12 protein-coding genes and 1 pseudogene are annotated in these 16,340 nt (G+C 67.0%); 1 reads left to right on the top strand and 12 read right to left on the bottom strand.

Translation table 11 applies throughout. The annotated features are described in order from the left end of the window. Positions 1 to 14: 14 nt before the first annotated feature. The 5 genes from AB2N08_RS17915 to AB2N08_RS17895 all read right to left on the bottom strand — a co-directional run bounded on the left by AB2N08_RS17915 (position 15) and on the right by AB2N08_RS17895 (position 6,405). Entirely contained in the window at positions 15 to 2,009 is a 1,995-nt protein-coding gene (locus AB2N08_RS17915) for a heparinase II/III family protein (RefSeq protein WP_367612247.1), read from the bottom strand. 78 nt (positions 2,010 to 2,087) lie between these two features. After that, the gene (locus tag AB2N08_RS17910) at positions 2,088 to 3,188 is read right to left on the bottom strand and encodes a glycosyltransferase family 4 protein (protein ID WP_367612246.1); all 1,101 of its coding nucleotides are present in this window, start codon (positions 3,186 to 3,188) and stop codon (positions 2,088 to 2,090) included. Between the two features lie 72 nt (positions 3,189 to 3,260). Beyond that, complete coding sequence (locus AB2N08_RS17905) at positions 3,261 to 4,547, bottom strand: phenylacetate--CoA ligase family protein (protein ID WP_367612245.1); 1,287 nt, start codon at positions 4,545 to 4,547, stop codon at positions 3,261 to 3,263. Continuing rightward, entirely contained in the window at positions 4,544 to 5,779 is a 1,236-nt protein-coding gene (locus AB2N08_RS17900) for a glycosyltransferase (protein ID WP_367612244.1), read from the bottom strand. The genes AB2N08_RS17905 and AB2N08_RS17900 overlap by 4 nt, the downstream gene beginning before the upstream one ends. Positions 5,780 to 5,922: 143 nt before the next feature. Continuing rightward, on the bottom strand, positions 5,923 to 6,405 hold the full coding sequence (locus AB2N08_RS17895; protein ID WP_367612283.1) for an MgtC/SapB family protein: 483 nt from the start codon (positions 6,403 to 6,405) through the stop codon (positions 5,923 to 5,925). Between the two features lie 153 nt (positions 6,406 to 6,558). Here AB2N08_RS17895 and AB2N08_RS17890 point away from each other — a divergent pair, with 153 nt between their 5' ends. Further along, positions 6,559 to 6,993 carry a VOC family protein gene (locus AB2N08_RS17890; RefSeq protein ID WP_367612243.1) on the top strand — a complete coding sequence of 145 codons (435 nt, stop codon included), beginning with the start codon at positions 6,559 to 6,561 and terminating at the stop codon, positions 6,991 to 6,993. A 68-nt stretch (positions 6,994 to 7,061) separates the two neighbouring features. On the opposite strand, the gene AB2N08_RS17885 is transcribed toward AB2N08_RS17890, so the two are convergent. From AB2N08_RS17885 to xrtB, 7 genes and pseudogenes are all read right to left on the bottom strand, one after another. Continuing rightward, on the bottom strand, positions 7,062 to 9,296 hold the full coding sequence (locus AB2N08_RS17885; RefSeq protein ID WP_367612242.1) for a heparinase II/III domain-containing protein: 2,235 nt from the start codon (positions 9,294 to 9,296) through the stop codon (positions 7,062 to 7,064). A 300-nt stretch (positions 9,297 to 9,596) separates the two neighbouring features. Then, entirely contained in the window at positions 9,597 to 10,379 is a 783-nt protein-coding gene (locus AB2N08_RS17880) for a glycosyltransferase family 2 protein (RefSeq protein ID WP_367612241.1), read from the bottom strand. Beyond that, entirely contained in the window at positions 10,315 to 11,610 is a 1,296-nt protein-coding gene (locus tag AB2N08_RS17875; RefSeq protein ID WP_367612240.1) for a glycosyltransferase family 4 protein, read from the bottom strand. The genes AB2N08_RS17880 and AB2N08_RS17875 overlap by 65 nt, the downstream gene beginning before the upstream one ends. A gap of 1 nt (position 11,611) precedes the next feature. After that, positions 11,612 to 13,129 (bottom strand): oligosaccharide flippase family protein, encoded by a 1,518-nt coding sequence (locus AB2N08_RS17870; protein WP_367612239.1) that lies wholly within the window; start codon positions 13,127 to 13,129, stop codon positions 11,612 to 11,614. Further along, entirely contained in the window at positions 13,126 to 14,610 is a 1,485-nt protein-coding gene (locus tag AB2N08_RS17865; RefSeq protein WP_367612238.1) for an O-antigen ligase family protein, read from the bottom strand. Before AB2N08_RS17865 ends, AB2N08_RS17870 begins: the two co-directional genes overlap by 4 nt. Then, on the bottom strand, positions 14,607 to 15,428 hold the full coding sequence (gene epsI, locus AB2N08_RS17860) for an exosortase-associated protein EpsI, B-type (protein WP_367612237.1): 822 nt from the start codon (positions 15,426 to 15,428) through the stop codon (positions 14,607 to 14,609). Before epsI ends, AB2N08_RS17865 begins: the two co-directional genes overlap by 4 nt. Continuing rightward, positions 15,425 to 16,171 (bottom strand): annotated as a pseudogene (xrtB, locus tag AB2N08_RS17855) (exosortase B); the annotation flags it as partial. The pseudogene xrtB and the gene epsI, both read right to left, overlap by 4 nt. Positions 16,172 to 16,340: the final 169 nt, after the last annotated feature.

Genomic DNA, 16,340 nt, shown 5'->3' with positions numbered 1-16,340 from the left:
ATTCTCGGGCTTAACTATTTATCATCGATCAATGTGATGGTAAACCTGCATTCGACCGGCACGGCGGACGATACGGTCGAGATACGCAGCACCTCGCATGGCACCTTGGACTGGTACGTTGCCGAATACCAGCCAAGCGGCGGATTCTCGGCGCCGCGCACCAGTTCAAGGTGCAGATCTTCACCGCTGGCCTGCATCTGCAGCACGAAGCGGCGCCCGCGCACGGCCAGGCCGTTACTCGTCAGGCGCACGTCCAGCCCGGGCGCGAAATGCCAAAATAGTTCGACCTTGTGCGGCTTCCTGGCCGACACTTCGTCGCGCACGGTCAGGGTGTTGCTGGCGCCCTCGAAGCGGACACTGCGCACATGACGCACCGGATCGGACAGGCGCGCGTACCCATCGTGCGAGCCGCGGAAATCGAATTCGTGGGGCGAGGCCGGCATGCGCTCGATGCTGGCCACTGCCTTGCGCAACCACATGAAGCGCCCGCCCGATACCGACTGGTCCAGGCCGTCGATGCGCACGGTGTTGTGGCTGGAGGTGCCGCGGAAGTAATCGCGCCATTTGTCATCTTGCCCGTACGAATAGGTGCCGGGATCGACCAGGCACGGCTCGCCCGCCACCGATAGCGCCAGCGCCAGCGCATCGGCGTGGCCGTGGGCGGCAATGCCCAGGTAGCCCAGCGGACCGCAGTCGAGCAATCCCTTGATCTCGTCCGCTTCGCCAAAGCGATGGCCGAACAGCAGGTAGCCGCCATCGGGGAATGCCCAGCCGGTATCGACCTCGTGCGGATCGCAGTCGGGCCGCACGCCCGGCAGCGTATGCAGGAGCCAGCGTACGCCCGGGTGACTGTCGGCATGGCCGCCGAACACGGTCTCGCCCAGCGCCAGCAACTGCGCGGCGCGGTCCATGCTTGACACGGCCAGGCGAAACACGCAGCCGTCGTCGGCGTCGCCCACGGCCGGCACATGGCCGCCGACGTCGCGCACCGAGCGCAAAAAGCGCAGCGCGCGCTGCAGACCCGCCCAGTAGGCGCGCGAAAACGGTTGCAGCCCATGGCCGCCTGTCTGGGCCAGCAAGCCTGCCACGAACAGGAATTCGCACACGAACAGATGGTAGCCAAACGCTTGCTCGCGGTTGACGCCATCGCGCGAAAATTGCGCCTGGGCCTCGATTTCGAGCTCGGCCTGCGCCAGCGCTTGCCAGTCGCGCGACTCTTTCCAGCATGGCCAGGTAACGGCGCCCATGTACAGGCCGGCCAGTTCGCCGATCAGGTGGTTGTTGGCCGACGAATGGCGCGACAGATGGCGCGCGATCGTGCGGCAGTGCGCATGGATGCTGCCGAGCCAGTCGGCGCGCAGGCGGCGCCCGGCGTCGCCTTCGAACATCGCGCTGCGGTCGCCGCCGATCAATTGCCAGATCAGGCTCCAGTTGATGAGCCGGATACCGAGCTCCATCGAGCTGGTCCAGTTGGGACCGGTCAGCGGTGGACACTGTTCGAGCCAGCTGCGCAGGTTTTGTGCAAGGGCGGACATCCAGCGCTCGTCGCGCGTGAGCGACCAGGCCTGGGCCAGGCGCACGAGGTGCAGGTGCCGGTTCAGCTCCCAGACATGCTTGATGTCGCCCACCAGTTCGCGGTCGGCGATCGCGATGTCGCCGCGGTACACGGCCGGCGCGGTCACGCCGGTGTCGGGATCGCGGTTCCAGGCGGTGGGCACGCCCACGTCGAAGCGGCCATCGGCGAACAGGACGACGTGGCCGGCGCAGATGCGTTCGGCGTCGAGCAGCAAGGCCTCGATCTCGCGTGCATCGAGCTCGGGCGCGCCGCGCACATCCAACGCCAGCGTCGGCACCGATGGCGGCGCCGCCCGCGCCAGCGCCAGACGGGCGCGGCCCGCCATGCCCCGCCCCAGCCGGATCGCGGTCGCCTGCTGCACCCGATACCCCATCTCGGCCACCGACATGCAGCGCATCCGGTTCACCAGCCACACCATGTTTGATCCGTTCATCGCGCTTCCTTCATGCTGAACTCCGCTCCGTCAACCGTTTGCCCCTTGGCCCATGCCCATGGCCATGGCCATCAGCCATCAGCGATTCGCCGCCAGCCGTGCATAGATCGCAGCGAGCCGCCGGCACATCTGGTCCATCGAATAATCCATTTCAATCCTGGCGCGCGCGCCCTGCGCCAGACTGGCCCCGAACGCCGGATCGCACAACACCCGTTCGAGACCCGCCGCCAGCGCCATCGCGTCGCGTGGCGGCACCAGTACGCCGTCGACGCCGTCGCGAATCACGTCGAGCATCCCGCCCACCGCGCTGACCACCACCGGGCGCCCGGCAGCCATCGCTTCGAGCATGGCCATCGGCACGCCCTCGGCCCACGAAGGCAGGCAGAACACCGAGGCGCACGCCAGTTGCCGTGTGCATGCGGCCGCGTCGAGCCAGCCCGGCAGGTCGACCTGCCCGCCAATCCCGCGCGCAGCGGCACGCCGGCGCGCCCAGTCCAGCTCGCCCTCGCCGGCCAGCACCAGGCGCAGTTGCGGGTAACGCGGCGCCAGCAGCGCGCACGCGTCCAGCAATTCGCCGACACCCTTGGCCGGATGCACGCGGCCGAGAAACAGGATGCGCGGTGCTGCGCCGGCGCCGGTCCATGCCATGTCTGGCATCGGCACCGGCACCGGCACCGCATTGGGTACGACCTCCACCCGTGCCAGTGGCGCGAACGCCCGCACAAACACGGCCCAGCCGGGCGAGAGCGCGATCACGCAACTGCTCGCCTCGAGCGTGTGCCGGATCCAGCGCTGCAGCAGCGGGCTGGCCCGCCCCGTGGCGAACCGGTCGAACGCACCGCCATGCAGGTGAAACACGGTGCGCGCGCCCGTCAAGCGCCCCAGCGCCAGCACCAGCGACTTGCGCACGAAGCTGGCGCCGGACGACGCGTGCACATGGACAATCGCTGGACGCCGCCCCATGCACAGCACCGCCGCCTGCCACACGCCGCGCAGCGCGCAGCCCAGCTTGACACGTCCGCTGCCATCGACGTGGGTGGCGATGAACACCACCCCCTCGCGCTCGAACAGGCCAGCCGCGCGCAGCGCCGCTACCGCACTGGCGACCCCGCCCCGCCCCCCGGGCGCCGTGCCGGCCATGAGCACGCGGCATCGACGTGCCCGCAACATCGTTGTCATCGCGCTCGCAGACTTGGTAAAGGCACAATTTTTCGGATCATACATGGAACTGTTTCAGATAGTTCGCACGATTCATGGGTCGTGCACGATGAAGGCGAACTTGCCATTCGGCCCACGCGCGACGGCCTCGACATGGGCGATTGCAACGTCGACACCTGGCACGCGCAGCAAGAATGCGTCGTTCAGCGCCCCCTCGTCACGCGCCGTCCACCCCGCCCCCGCCACGATCTGCAGCGTGAATCGCCCTCTGCCGTGATAGCGCACCTGACCTTCGACCAGCCTGCCATCGAAGCCCTGGAACACGCGGTCGAGCCGGGCCAGCATGCGCCCGTCGGGCAGCGTCAGGATGGCTTCCTGGCGACCGACGACAGCGTCTACGACGGGGTAGATGCGGCCGCAGGCACACACCAACGGTTGGGACACAACAACAAAATCACCGGTGCAATAGCGAGTCAGTGGCATGGCGGGGTTGTTCAGCGTGGTACCGATGATTTCGCTGCGGCCATCCGGCCCGCGCCGCAGTTCGACGCCGCCATAGTCGGTCAGCACGTGATAGCGCCCCAGCTCGCAGGTACCGATGGCGGCCGCCCGCTCGGCCTGGCCATACCAGTCGAACACGTTCACGCCAAAGGCATCCGCGATCGCGCTTCGCACGGCGGGCTCGAGCGTCTCGGAGGACGTCATCACGCCCCGCAGCGCCCTGCCCCGATACCGCCGGCCGCACGCCTTGAGCCAGTTGGCGAGCGCGCCAATCGACGACGGGTATGCCTGGATCACGACCGGATCGAAAGCTTCCAGCGCGGCGACATAGCCGCCCATCGTCGAGCCGGACAAGTGATACGACGACAGCATGAGCACGTTGCCGACCCAGTCGCGGCACCAGTAGCGGCCATCGGGCGGCTGCGCATCGCACACGATGTCGCCGCGAATCCAGGCGCGCCGCCCGCCCGGACGCCAGCCGATCCAGCGCAACTGCCGGTGTACAAATGCCTGCTCGCGGATCACCGCACCCAGCGATTGCACGACCGTTAGCGGTGAGCCCGACGTGCCGCTGGTGCGGATTGTGGTACGCAGCAGCGAGCCGGGGCGGCGCGGCCGCAGGTGGCGCGCCGGATGCCGCCGCAGGTCGGGCTTTGTAAGCAGCGGTGCCGCCGGCGGCACCGGGCGCAGCACCGCAGGATCGGGCGCCACCGACAGACCCAGCGCGTGTGCGCGACCGGTTACGTAGTCGCGCAGTGCCTGCGCTGAGCGTTCGTTGCGGACCAACGACGGGTAGACCAGCAACCGCGCCCACAGGTCGCGCAGCAGGAAGCGCAGCAGCGAGTGCAGCGACAGCCGGAGCGAATGGCGCCAGCTCATGGCGCCCCCCTTGCCAGTAGCGCGGTGTAGGCCCGCGCGACCTGTTGCCCGAGGATGGCGTAGCTGCGGTGGCCAGCGACCCAGGCCGGACCGCGCGCGGCGAAGGCGGCTGCCAGCAGCGGTTCGTCGAGCAGGCGGCGCACGGCGGCGGCGAAGGCGGCGGGGTCCATCGGCACGCACAGGCCGGCGCCGCTGGCCGCGATGACGTGCGCCTGGTCGGGAATGTCATTGGCCACGCAAGGGATGCCCAGCGCCAGATATTCGACCAGCTTGGTTGGCGACGACACATCGAACAGCGCGCCACGCGGAATCGGCGAGAGCGCAGCATGGGCCCGCACCGCGTAACCGAGGGCGGTGCGCTGCGGCAGCCAGCCCGTGAGCAGCACGTGCCGCCCCAGCGCGCGGCGCGCGATCTGCGCGCGCATCCAGGCTTTTTCGTCAGCCGACGGGGCGTCACCGGCGATCACCAGCAGCACATCGGGATCATGGGTGCGCAGCAGCGCCACGACGTCGAGCAGGAAGTCGGACTGGCGCGATTGCGCCACGCTCCCCAGGTACAGCACGACCCGCCGGCCGTCCAGGCGCGGATCGAGGCTTGGCGTGATGTGGCGACGGTCGAACAGGGCGGTATCGACGCCCATCGGCACCGCCGTCATGCGCGCGCGCGGCACGCCGCGCACGGCCAGCGCGGCGGCCATGGCGTCGCTCTGCACGAACACATGGCGTGCGCCAGGCAATACGAACCCGTACAGCACCGTGCGCGCGACGACGGCGCGCAGCGCATGCGGCAACCAGGCCAGCACCCTGCCCTGGCGCCAGATGGCGTCGCGCCGCACCGCATACCCTTCGACGATCGGGAACGACAGCCAGACCACGAACGGCACTCCGAGCACGGCGGCGACGATGCGCGCGAGCACGCCGGAAGCGACCTTGTCGCGCACCTGGATGCAGTCGGGCCGGCTGCCCGGGGCGCGCCACGCACGCAGCAGCCCCAGGCCATCCCACAGCGGCGTGAGCAGGCTGGCAAAGCGGCTCGAGAAGCGCCCGACCGCATACATGCCGCCGCCACGCCATGGCGGGCCGGCATGCTCGCCCGCCTGGCCCACCAGTGTGGCGCCGATGCCATGGCGCGGCATCTCGGCGCCGAACAGCCTGAGCAGGTCGGCGCGCGTCGGCGGCAGCGGATCGCGCACAATGCAGGCGATGTGGGCGATCGGAAACGGTGTGTGCATGGCGGCTCGTCGTGATGGGCAAACCGATGGGTAAGCCCGTCATTGCTAGACCGGCGCCATGCACGCTGGTTCCATCAGAAGCGCGGCGGCGCGCGCTGGCACAGACAAACGCCACGAATTCAATGTGGATCCGCGCCGCCGCGTCAGTCGCTGCCGCGCTTGCCGGGCGAACGCACGAACGCGAGGATAACCAGGCCGAACAATGCACTCAGTACGGCCGTGCCTTCACGCCCCATGCCCGCGGCAACGCCGATGGCGGCCGTCATCCAGACGCTGGCGGCCGTGGTCAAGCCCTTGATATCGTTCTGTTCGCGCTGCTTGAGAATGGCCCCGGCGCCAAGGAAGCCAATGCCAGCCGTGACACCCTGCAACACGCGCGACAGATCCTGGATCGTCATCCCGGCCTGCAACGGAATCAGCACGAACAACGCCGAGCCGACCGAGACCAGCATGTGGGTGCGCAGGCCGGCCGAGGCGCCCTTGGTTTCGCGCTCGTACCCGAGCAAACCGCCGAGGACGGCCGCCACCAGCAGGCGAACGACAATGACTGTCACATCCTCGGCATTGCCCAGATCGGAAAATTCACGTTGAATCGTCAGCCAGCTTTCAGTCCACCACACTTGCATGTCCTCCATCCTTGATCATTTTTTCTTCGAGGGAAATAATGCCATCCATGCAAGAAGTGTGTCGCCACGCTTATCGTGTTGACGCTGCGCGGCGCAATCCGTCTCCCTCGTATAATCGCGGAGGCAGGCCAACGTTGACGAAGGAGATGAGCCATGGAAACGATGGAAATCCATCGGGGACGCCTGATCGACCATATCCAGCTGGTGGTGCTTGACCTGGCCGCATCGCGCCGTTTCTATACGGCCGTGTTCGAAGTACTGGGCATTCCAATTGCCGGCTCGGGCATTGATTATTTTTGGGCCGACGAGCTGTTTGTGTCGACGCCCGACAGCGAAGCGGCGCAGGGCCAATTGACGGGGCGCCATCACCTGGCGTTCCAGGCGCGCGACCGTGCCATGGTCGACGCCTTCCATACAGCGGCGCTGGCCGCCGGCGGCACCGACAACGGCGCGCCCGGCGAGCGGCCGTATCATCCGGGCTATTACGGCGCCTTCGTGATCGACCCCGATGGCAACAATATCGAGGCGGTGTACCACGGCGAAGCGACCTTCAGCGCCCGGGAGATCAAGATCACGTTCGATGCCTAGACCGCTGGCAGGCGCTTGCCACGCCTGCCAGGGCGCTGATTCAGCGTTCGTCGAGCATTAGTTGAGCACTAGTTGAGTGTGACGCTCTGGCCGGCGACGGTGACGGTGCGCACCGTCCCGGCCGTGCTGACCGTCACCGCCGGCTGCTTGCACCCGACGTCGAGCAGCACCAGAAATTCGGCGGTCGACTTGCCGTCGTTCTTGAGATAGAACGCGCCATGGTCTTCCACCACATTGACCTTGGCGCCAGGCCCGATCCACTTGGCAAAGGTGGCTTGCGCATTCAGCGAACGCAGGCACACCGACTGGCTGCCCGCGACCACCTTGACGTTCAGCGCATCGACCACTGTCATGATGACGGGCGTGTGGATATTCCATTCGTAGGTGCGCGCCAGCGTGCTGGCCAGGCGATCGCGCACCAGGATCGCATTGCCGGCATTGCGCAGTTGCCACACCTGGCGCTTGGCCATCGTCAATTGCCCACCATACGCGGCAGTGGCGTCGCCCTCGACATAGTCGTAGCTCGGCTGCGCTGCAAAGCCGGTGATCTTGCCGTTGCGCTGCAGTTGCTCGCGGTAGCCCGTCACCATCTGCCCCTTGCCGCCATCGAACGTGATGGCGTTTTGCGAGCGGGTCTGGTGGTACCAGTCGTTCCAGTAAGGCGAGCCGTACCAGTCGTACCAGCCGGCCTTGACCAGCAGCGGCTGGCCGGCGCTCGACAGCAGGATGCCGTTCTGGTCGCCGTGGCTATGGTTGAACGACCCGTATGGGCTGGACTTGAAGTACAGCGAGGCGCGGCCCGTCGAACCGATATCGGTATGGAACGAGGCCCAGCCCACGCTCGGGTAGTACGCCGAGTTCGCCGGCGGCGACTTGGTCTGGGTGCCATTGACCGGCATCGGGTACGGCGCTTGCAGCAGGCTGAGCGTATCTTCGGTGCCGCCCAGGCTGCTCACATACCAGGCCGCGCGCGGCGAGACCATGCGCGAGCCGAATGCATGCCAGACACGGGTGTCGGGCTTGGTCTCGGAGCCGTCGCCATAGGCGTGCACGCGCGAGCCCGGCGGGGTGAACTGGGTGGCGAAATCGAGCAGCCCCAATGCCCATGGCTTGGCATAGAAGTTGACGCCGGACGCTTGCGACATCGGATCCCACAGCGCGACCAGGTAGCCGGCTGCGTACTCGGCGTAAGCGGTGCCGTTGGCGTAGCCGCCTTCCGGCCCGCTCCACGGGGACGGCGCGTTGGCGTAGGCGCGGAACGAGAAATCGAACCATTTTTGCGCTTCGGGAATGTCGCCCAGCGCCAGCGTCGAAATCAGCGACAGGAAGATCAGGCTCGTGTTGCCGTGCGAGTCGAACGGATACTGGTCAAGACGGCCGTTGTCGCCGGCCAGGTTGCCGTAGATTTCTTCGGTCCGCACGCGCACCGTGCTCAGCCAGCGCGCGCGTCGCGGCGCATCGAGGTCGCCGGCCAGGATGTCGATCGCCTTGATCAACGACACCGAGATCTGGCGCGTGGCCTGATCCTGGTTGTTGTAGCTGGTCGGGCCCTTGGGGTCGAGCGCGGCGATCTGGTCGCCGCGGCGCAGCGCCTCTTGCAAAAACAATTGATCGCCCTTCATGCGCCACATCACGGCCGACGCTTCCAGCTGGCGTGCCGCCTCGTTGATACGCTGGCGGATATCGGTCTGCTGGGTCGCCATCGCGGCAGTCAGTGGCGAAGCGATCACGATCGGCCAGCGCGCGTCCGACAAGGCCGGTAAGGCGCCGATCTGCAGCTTGATCTCGTTCGTCATGCGGCTCACGTAGGGGTCGAGCTCGCCGCGCCGCGCGGGGTTCCAGCTCGCATACGGCGTGAACGATGACGGCAGTGAACGCGGGCGCGCCTTGCCCGTGATGCGGGCGCGCAGCGTGGCGTTGTCGGGCACTTCGAACAGGTTCGAGCGGGCCGTGATCGAGAAATTGCGCGGGGTCGACCACTCGCCGCCGCTGACGGGCCGCACGCGCCAGGTGTAATTGCCCAGGGCCAGGGCCTTGGGCGGCAGATACCAGTTACGCTCGGTCACGACCTTGATCGGCGCGGCGCCGACCGGCGTGATCTCAAGCTCATAGGCGGCCGGCCCGGTGGCGTGGCGCGCCCAGGTGAAACCCGGCGGATTTTGCGCCTGGACGCCATTCATTTCCGGGCTGGGCTGGACCACGAGCGGATCGGGAGACTGGACCCAGTCCGCGTGCGCGCTGGCGCATGCCAGCAGCGACGCCAATGCCGCCGCGCGGACCAGATCTTTCCGGTGAAAATTCATGCTGAAACTCCGAGAGAAACGAGAATGCCGAGGATTGGCGTCGCCAGTGGACGCTGTCGTGAAACCTGCTGCATGCGTCAGAAAAGAATTTCCTGACGAAAATAATGTTACCGCAGGTTTTTTTGAACACGAGTAAATTCCCCGTAGAAATCAACGCTTTTTCGTTTCCTTCGCGCAAAAAAGACACCGAATATTTTACATTTTGCGAACAGGCATACCCGACTGTTTACTGTCGTGGCGCGCCTGCAAAGACAATCGGACAAGATTCTTGCTATCCAGATTTTCGTGTTTGCTGTTCATTTAGACGCGGCCAGCGTCCGGTTTCGCGTTGAGCGCCCGCAGCCGTTTCAGGTAGCGCAGGCAATAGATTGCGAACGCCACCGGCGCCTTGCCGGCATGACGCCGGCGCACCGCGAACTCTTCGCGACGCGCAGCGCGCTTGTTGCTCGACGAGACGCTGCCTGGATGATCGCGAAACACAGCCAATGGCCGCGCGATGACGGCCGGCTGCGATATCGCGCCCAAGCGCAGCCACAGATCGATATCCATGGCATAGCGCAAGTGTTCGTCGAACAGCCCGACCTGCGCGAAGGCGGCGCGGCGCACGAACACGGCCGGGTGCGGAACCGTCGCCGAGCCTGCAGCAAAGGCACGGTAAGAAAATGGTGGCAGCGGCAGCGGCGGCAACAGCTGCCCGCCCTTGCGCACACGGATCGCGCCGAACACCCAGTCGAGCGGCCGGCCCGCGGCCTCGGCGCGCGCGAACGCATCACTGACTGTCGCCAGCACGTCGGGGTCGGCGTAGTAATCGTCGGCATGCAGATGCGCCACGATGTCGCCGCTGGCGGCTGCGATGCCGGCGTTCATGGCGCGGCTGATGCCGCCGCCGACATCGCGCAGCAAGCGGGTGTTGCCCGTACAACCTGCAAGCAGCCCCAGCGTGCCGTCGACCGAGCCGCCGTCGACGAACACCTGCTCGACGTCGCGGCAGGTCTGGGCCCGGACCGACGCCAGCGTGTCAGCCAGGGTGGCTGCGCTGTTGAGCGTGCAGGTGATGATCGAGAACGTTGGTGGGTTCGGCATACAGCTCCAGCAGTTGGGGCAGCAAACGCGCGGTGTCGGCACCGAAGCTGGCGGGTGGCGTTGATCGTGACCTCGTTTGCCGGGCAGGTTCGTCCAGCCGGCGCAGCGCCAGCGTGACCAGTTCGTCCATGCTGTTCGCCAACGCCAGTTGGCCGGGATACAGCGCGTACTGCGCCAGTTCTGGCGTCCCGCCGCGCGCCAGCGCCACACAGGGCCGGCCCAGGGCCAACGCCTCAAGCACCGTCGTGCTGCAGGCTTCCTCGCACAACGATGGCACCACGCACAAGTGGGCGCGCGCGCTCAGGGCCAGCACGTCCGGGTAAGCCTGCCAGCCGGCAAAGTGCACCTGCGGCCCGGCATGGCGCTGTGCCAGCGCGGCCTGCAACGGGCCGTCGCCGGCCACGATCACGCTGGCGTGCTGCGGCAAGCGAGCGGCTGCAACAGCGAGGAATTCGCCGAACCCCTTGCCGGCATCGATGCGCCCGGCCAGCAGAAGCAGGCCCGGCGTCGGCGCCGACGAAGCATCCAGTACCGCCTGCAGGCGCTGGTCATCAATGAAATTATGGATCACGCGGCTACGCGACAGGTCGGCTTCGGGCACGGCGCGCAGGAAGTGGCGGCGCAGGAACTCCGACACGAACACGGTCTTGTGGCGGGCAAACGCACGCGCGCTCAGGCGGCGGTAGTCGTCCACCGCCCTGGCGCTGATCGCTTGCCGCAGCGGGCCGGCGTCGCGCCGGATACAGGCTGCGCACCGTCGTGGCACCAGGTTGTCGCACACGGCCCCGTCGCGAAAGCGCAGGTGCGTGAGGCATTCGCTGCCCTGGTCGTGACGGGTCTGGACAAAATTGACGCCGGCGTCGATGTACAGGCCCGTCATCGGCAGATGACCGTGGTAGTGCACGACGTCGACCGGGCCCGTGCGCGCCATGTCCGCCATGTGCGCCCGGATGGCACGGGCGATGCGGCGCGCGAACAGCGGGCGCTTGAGCGGATTGAACACGCCCATCCGCGATTCTTTCCAGCCCGGCCGGGGGAAGGCGAAGCCGGGGCGAAAGCGTCCCGCAAACCCGATCTGCGCCGCGTAGTCGGCCGGCGCGCGGTCGCTGCGCCCGAGGATTTCCACATCGTGACCAGCGCGCAGCAAGCGGTTGGCGAGCGTGACAACGTGCTTGCCCAGCCCGCCGATAAGTTCACCCGGCAGGTCTTCGGACACCATCAGGATGCGCATGTCAGCGCCCTGCCTGCCGGCGCCACGTTCGCCAGCGGGACCAGGCCAGGTCACGGTCATCCGGCGCAACCACGAACAGCGCGCCGTGCAGTATGAGCAGGAGCATCATCGCGCCCATGCTCAGCACGATGTCGAGCGGGCTGCCGCCCAGCAGGCGTGCGGCGGCGCCTGCCGCGATCGAGACCAGCCCGACGCCAGCCAGCCCCGGCAGATAGCCATGCAGCAGCAGGCGCCCAAGCGGCGTCGGAACGGTCCGCCCATGCACGTAGACCAGGAAAGCCCCGGTGAACATCAGCGCGCCGGCCAGGTGCGCCCAGGCTGCGCCGACGATACCCCATCCCCCTATGCCGGCGTACAGCAGCACCATACCAACCAGTGCCCGCGTGACGGCAAACAGGCCCGACACGCGCGGATGCCCCATGCCGTCATTGACGAGCGACGGCAGGCTGGTGAGCGAATCGACAAATTGCGACAGCGCCATCACTGCCAGGATGAGTGCGCCGTGCCGCGCGAAATCGGCGTTCATCCACCATGCGAGGATCGGATAGGCGAACACGGCAAGCAGCGCCAGGATCGCCGCATTGACGAACACGACGTAGCGCGTGGCCTTCACATAGGTTTGATCGAGGCGGCGTAACTGGCCGGTTGCGGCCAGGGCGCTGGTGGCCGGGAAGAAGACACCGGATAAGCGGAAACCCAGACTCAGCACGCGATTGGCGAGCGTGGCCGCCACCGTAAAATACGCCAGGGCCGTCACGCCGGCCAGGGCGCCGATGATGAGCTTGTCGGCGTGGGCATACGACAAGGTGGCAAAGCGCGACAGGAAACTCCAGCCTGAAAAACGGAGCAACGCGGCGCGCGCGTGGGCGCCAGGCCAGCGCAAGCGCAATGTCGGCAGCAGGCGCCCGATCGTGCGCCACAGGATCAGGCCATGGACCATGCTGGCCACGACACGCAGCGCAATCACGTCCGCCAGGCCGCCACCCAGCAGCAGCACGCCGACCGTGGCCAGCGGCACCAGGACGCCGAAGACGATCTCGACCCGGCCCGACATGTCGTAGCGCATCAGCGCCTGCGGCACGCTGTTCAGGTAAGCCTGCATCTGGCCGAACAGGAAGCCCGGCGCGGCCAGTTGCAGGGCAGCGCGCGCGTCTGTGCGAAGCGCCTCCGGCACCGCGAACACGGTGTCGACCAGCCAACCCGCGCAGACAAAGATGCCCGACCCGCCGACGAGGCCAATGGCGCCATAGCTGGCCAGGCCGAACGAGACGGTTTCGGCGACCTGGTCGTCGTCGTCATTGGCCTTGTGCTGGGCGATGTACTTGACCGAACCGGCCGTCACGTTGATGTCGATCACCGCGAAGTAGCCGACGATGGCCGTCACCAGCGAATACACGCCATAGCCCGCTTCGCCCAGCCCGCGCACCACCAGCGGCACCGTCACCAGCATCACCAGCGCCGGGATTGCGGCCGCGAGCAGGTTGGCCATCGCATTGCGGGCCAGGCGCAGTTGCATCATGCCCTCGCGAGTTGATGTGGCGGCGACGCTGCTGCCCTGACGCCAGGCCCGACGCGCTGCGCGGCGCCATCGTGCATGCATGCCAGCGCCACATACGGCAACCCCAGGCACAGGGCCAGCATCTGCGTGGTGCGAACCTGCGGGAACGGCGTGCCCACGAGCAAGTCAGGCAGCATGAAGGCGAGCCCCGCGACGCCCGCCAGGCCCAGCCCCAGCAAGGCCGGCGGCAGGGTGCGCAGAGCACGGTGGGCACAGATTACAAACGCACCGATCGTGCCCGCCAGCAGGAGCAAGCCCGGCATGCCGCTCTTGAGGGCGATGTGCAATACGCCACTGTGCAGAAACAGGCCGCCATCCGGACTGTCCTGCCACGAGATCGCCCCATAGCCGTGGTAGCGTCCCCAGGCGCCGATGCCCGTCAGCGGATGGGTCAGGAAGTCGGCCAGCGCCAGCTTCAGTTCAAGCACGCGCTCGCTTTCGGGACCGAAGCGGCCCGACTGCATGTCGTACAGCAGGTTGCCGACACCGGCGCCGCCCTCGATGGCGCCTCTCGGATGGGGCTGATCCAGCCGCCGCACCGCCACCCATGCCAGCATCGCGCCGATGGATGGCACGCCGGCCGCCAGCCAGTGCAGGCGGGCCCTGGGTGGCAGGCGCAGCACGATCACCGCGCACGCCAGCACGAAGCCGATCCACGCCGTGCGGCGATACGACAGCACCACGCACAGCGCGGTGGCGACCAGCGTCAACCAGCAGACAACGCGCCACCACTTGCCCGATGCAAGACGTGGCGCCTGGAACAGCGTGACGGCGGCGATGGCAAACGCCATGGTGCACAACAGGCTGTCGTTGATGTCGAAGAACGTCAGCCGGATCTGGAGCGCGTTCATGTTCGCGTAGATATTGTTGGGATCGCCCCCGAGCGCCGCCCAGCGCCCAAGACCGAACAACGCCCGGCCCAGTCCTGCGAGCAGGATGAACCGGGCCAGTGCAATGGCGTGCTCCTGTGTGCGAAACGCCAGCAACAGCAGCGAGACCAGCGGCGCCATCCAGACGATATTGGAAAAGCCCGACGGCGCCAGCGATGCGGCCACCGGGATGCCCGTCACGAGCCCAATGGCGACATGACCGGCCAGCAACGCGGACCAGGCCCAGAACCAGGGCCGCAGACTGCAGGCCGGCGTCGCGTCGCGACCGAACCCGGCGGCAACGCGCGCGCACAGCCAGGCGCCGAGCATGGCCCACAACACCACGCCGAAAAACAACACGCCGGAGCCGCGGCTATAGATGCTGCGCGAGGCGAACACGGCCAGGCTTCCGTAGCTTGTGGAAGTGATCCAGAAGAACACCAGCAAATAGGGATAGACCAGCCAGCGAGGCCACACGACCCCGACCGCCATGCCGGCCACGACTGCCACCGACAGCCCGATAACAGCCAGCCACGGCAACGAGTAATAGATGTAGAGAACGATGTCGTTCATCGCGTGGCCGGGCGGGGTCGGTCAGGCCGCAAATCGGCGCCCGACGTCGTTGACGTCTGCGTCGGCTGTGCTCCCGGCCGGGACCGGCGTATCACTGGCGATGCGCTCGCCAGGGCGGCCGGTGCACTGTCATGGCCGATCAGATGGGCCCGCTCGGCGGGCGCAAGCGCCGCCAGCAGCGCGGCGATGAAGCGGTCTTGCACTGCGTAGGCGTGACGCTCGTCGCTGGCGATCGTCGACACCCGCACCAGCATGCCATCAGGAACTTCGCCGGACAAGCCGTACGCCAGGCGCCGCAGCTTGTGCTCGATGCCGGCCTTGCTGGCTTTATCGCCGATCGTGATCCAGTAGGTAATCGGCTCGTTGCGTTCCTGCAAGCGCGCCACCAGGCGCTTGACCGGCAGCGCGCCATAGCGCGTTGCCAGCACGTCGTTGCCTTCAGTGACCAGCTGGAAACCCTGGGCCACGTAGCAGATTTCGGGCAGGTGCAACTGCAGCGACTTGCTCTGGTCGCCACCATAGGCGATCGACAACATCACGCGCTGGCCGTGCGCACCGACATAGGTGCGCGAGAGCGTCTGGTCGTAGATTTTTTCAAGCATGCCCTGCTGCGCCGGATCCGGCTGCACCGGCGCCACGCCCGGATCGACGGCCCAGGCGTCGAAACGGGCCGGAATCATCTGCGCCAGGCTGAATTGTTCATGCGGCAAGGGCGCACGCGGCGTTGGGGTGACGGCGCTGGTGAGGATCGCGGTGAGCGCCATGGCGACACCAGGCACGATGCTCACGACCAGTGCGCGGCGTTGCGCGGCGATCATGGCGGCCCCTTCATTGCAGGCTCGTGGGCATGTCCGGTTGTTCGATCGGTGGATAGCCCGGCCGGTGCGGCCGTCGTATTGCCTGCGGCGGTACGATGGCCACCCCGGCCGCCGGGCTTCTGCCTGACACCCCATTGCAAGGCCGAATCGACGGCAAGGATCATCAACAGCGCCGTCACGAACAGCACCATCCCGGCGAAGCCGTGCAGGAAGCCCTGGCCGGCGGCGTCACCATGATAGTAGGTAATCAGCGTCAGCGTGATCACCCGGATCACATTGGCCAGGAACGAGATCGGCACGATGAGGACAGCCAGTGTCACATTGCGCACGCCGGACGGATGACGCATCAGGTTCAGGTAAAACAGGCCCAGCGCTTCAAGCGTCAGCAGGGTCTGCAACCCGGCGCAGGCATCGGCCACGAGCAACTGATACTGCCCGATCTGCAGCACCACGCCCGAGCGCGAAACAGGATAACCGACCATGAACAGCAGGTGCTCGGTTGCCCACGACACGGCCATCTTCATCGGCATCGTCACAGCAGCGACCAGCTCGCTTGGCAGCGGCACCATGAACAGCATGAAAAAGAAGGGAAACCACAATACCCTCAGCGCCAGCCCGCCCAGCTTGAGCAACACGATCGCCGCCAGCACGACAAGGATCGAACCCACTTCGAACATCAATATCTGCTGCGAGCGGCCCAGCAGATGAATGGCCAGGCCGAATGCCAGCACGGCCCAGCCGGCTGGATGCGACAGGGAGCGCGCGCACGGCGTGGCGTCGGCTGTTGGGCCTGCTGTCTGGGCTGTCTGGGCTGTCTGGGCTGCCTGGTTTGCCGGGTTTGCGGCCGGGTTTGCGGCCGGATTTGCAGCCGGATTTGCGGCCGGATTCACGACCGGGTGTACGACCGCATGG

The organism is Massilia aurea, from assembly GCF_040790145.1.
In the GTDB taxonomy this organism is placed as follows: domain Bacteria; phylum Pseudomonadota; class Gammaproteobacteria; order Burkholderiales; family Burkholderiaceae_D; genus Telluria; species Telluria aurea_C.
Note: the sequence above shows the minus strand (reverse complement) of the source record. Positions and strands in the feature narration are given on the sequence as shown.

Bases quoted from the DNA above. Each gene is read 5' to 3' on its own strand.
- epsI (WP_367612237.1), bottom strand. From the start codon at position 15,428: ATGATCGCCGCGCAACGCCGCGCACTGGTCGTGAGCATCGTGCCTGGT.
- AB2N08_RS17880 (WP_367612241.1), bottom strand. From the start codon at position 10,379: ATGCCGAACCCACCAACGTTCTCGATCATCACCTGCACGCTCAACAGC.
- AB2N08_RS17910 (WP_367612246.1), bottom strand. From the start codon at position 3,188: ATGACAACGATGTTGCGGGCACGTCGATGCCGCGTGCTCATGGCCGGC.
- AB2N08_RS17915 (WP_367612247.1), bottom strand. From the start codon at position 2,009: ATGAACGGATCAAACATGGTGTGGCTGGTGAACCGGATGCGCTGCATG.
- AB2N08_RS17865 (WP_367612238.1), bottom strand. From the start codon at position 14,610: ATGAACGACATCGTTCTCTACATCTATTACTCGTTGCCGTGGCTGGCT.
- AB2N08_RS17895 (WP_367612283.1), bottom strand. From the start codon at position 6,405: ATGCAAGTGTGGTGGACTGAAAGCTGGCTGACGATTCAACGTGAATTT.
- AB2N08_RS17885 (WP_367612242.1), bottom strand. From the start codon at position 9,296: ATGAATTTTCACCGGAAAGATCTGGTCCGCGCGGCGGCATTGGCGTCG.
- AB2N08_RS17875 (WP_367612240.1), bottom strand. From the start codon at position 11,610: ATGCGCATCCTGATGGTGTCCGAAGACCTGCCGGGTGAACTTATCGGC.
- AB2N08_RS17870 (WP_367612239.1), bottom strand. From the start codon at position 13,129: ATGATGCAACTGCGCCTGGCCCGCAATGCGATGGCCAACCTGCTCGCG.
- AB2N08_RS17905 (WP_367612245.1), bottom strand. From the start codon at position 4,547: ATGAGCTGGCGCCATTCGCTCCGGCTGTCGCTGCACTCGCTGCTGCGC.
- AB2N08_RS17890 (WP_367612243.1), top strand. From the start codon at position 6,559: ATGGAAACGATGGAAATCCATCGGGGACGCCTGATCGACCATATCCAG.
- AB2N08_RS17900 (WP_367612244.1), bottom strand. From the start codon at position 5,779: ATGCACACACCGTTTCCGATCGCCCACATCGCCTGCATTGTGCGCGAT.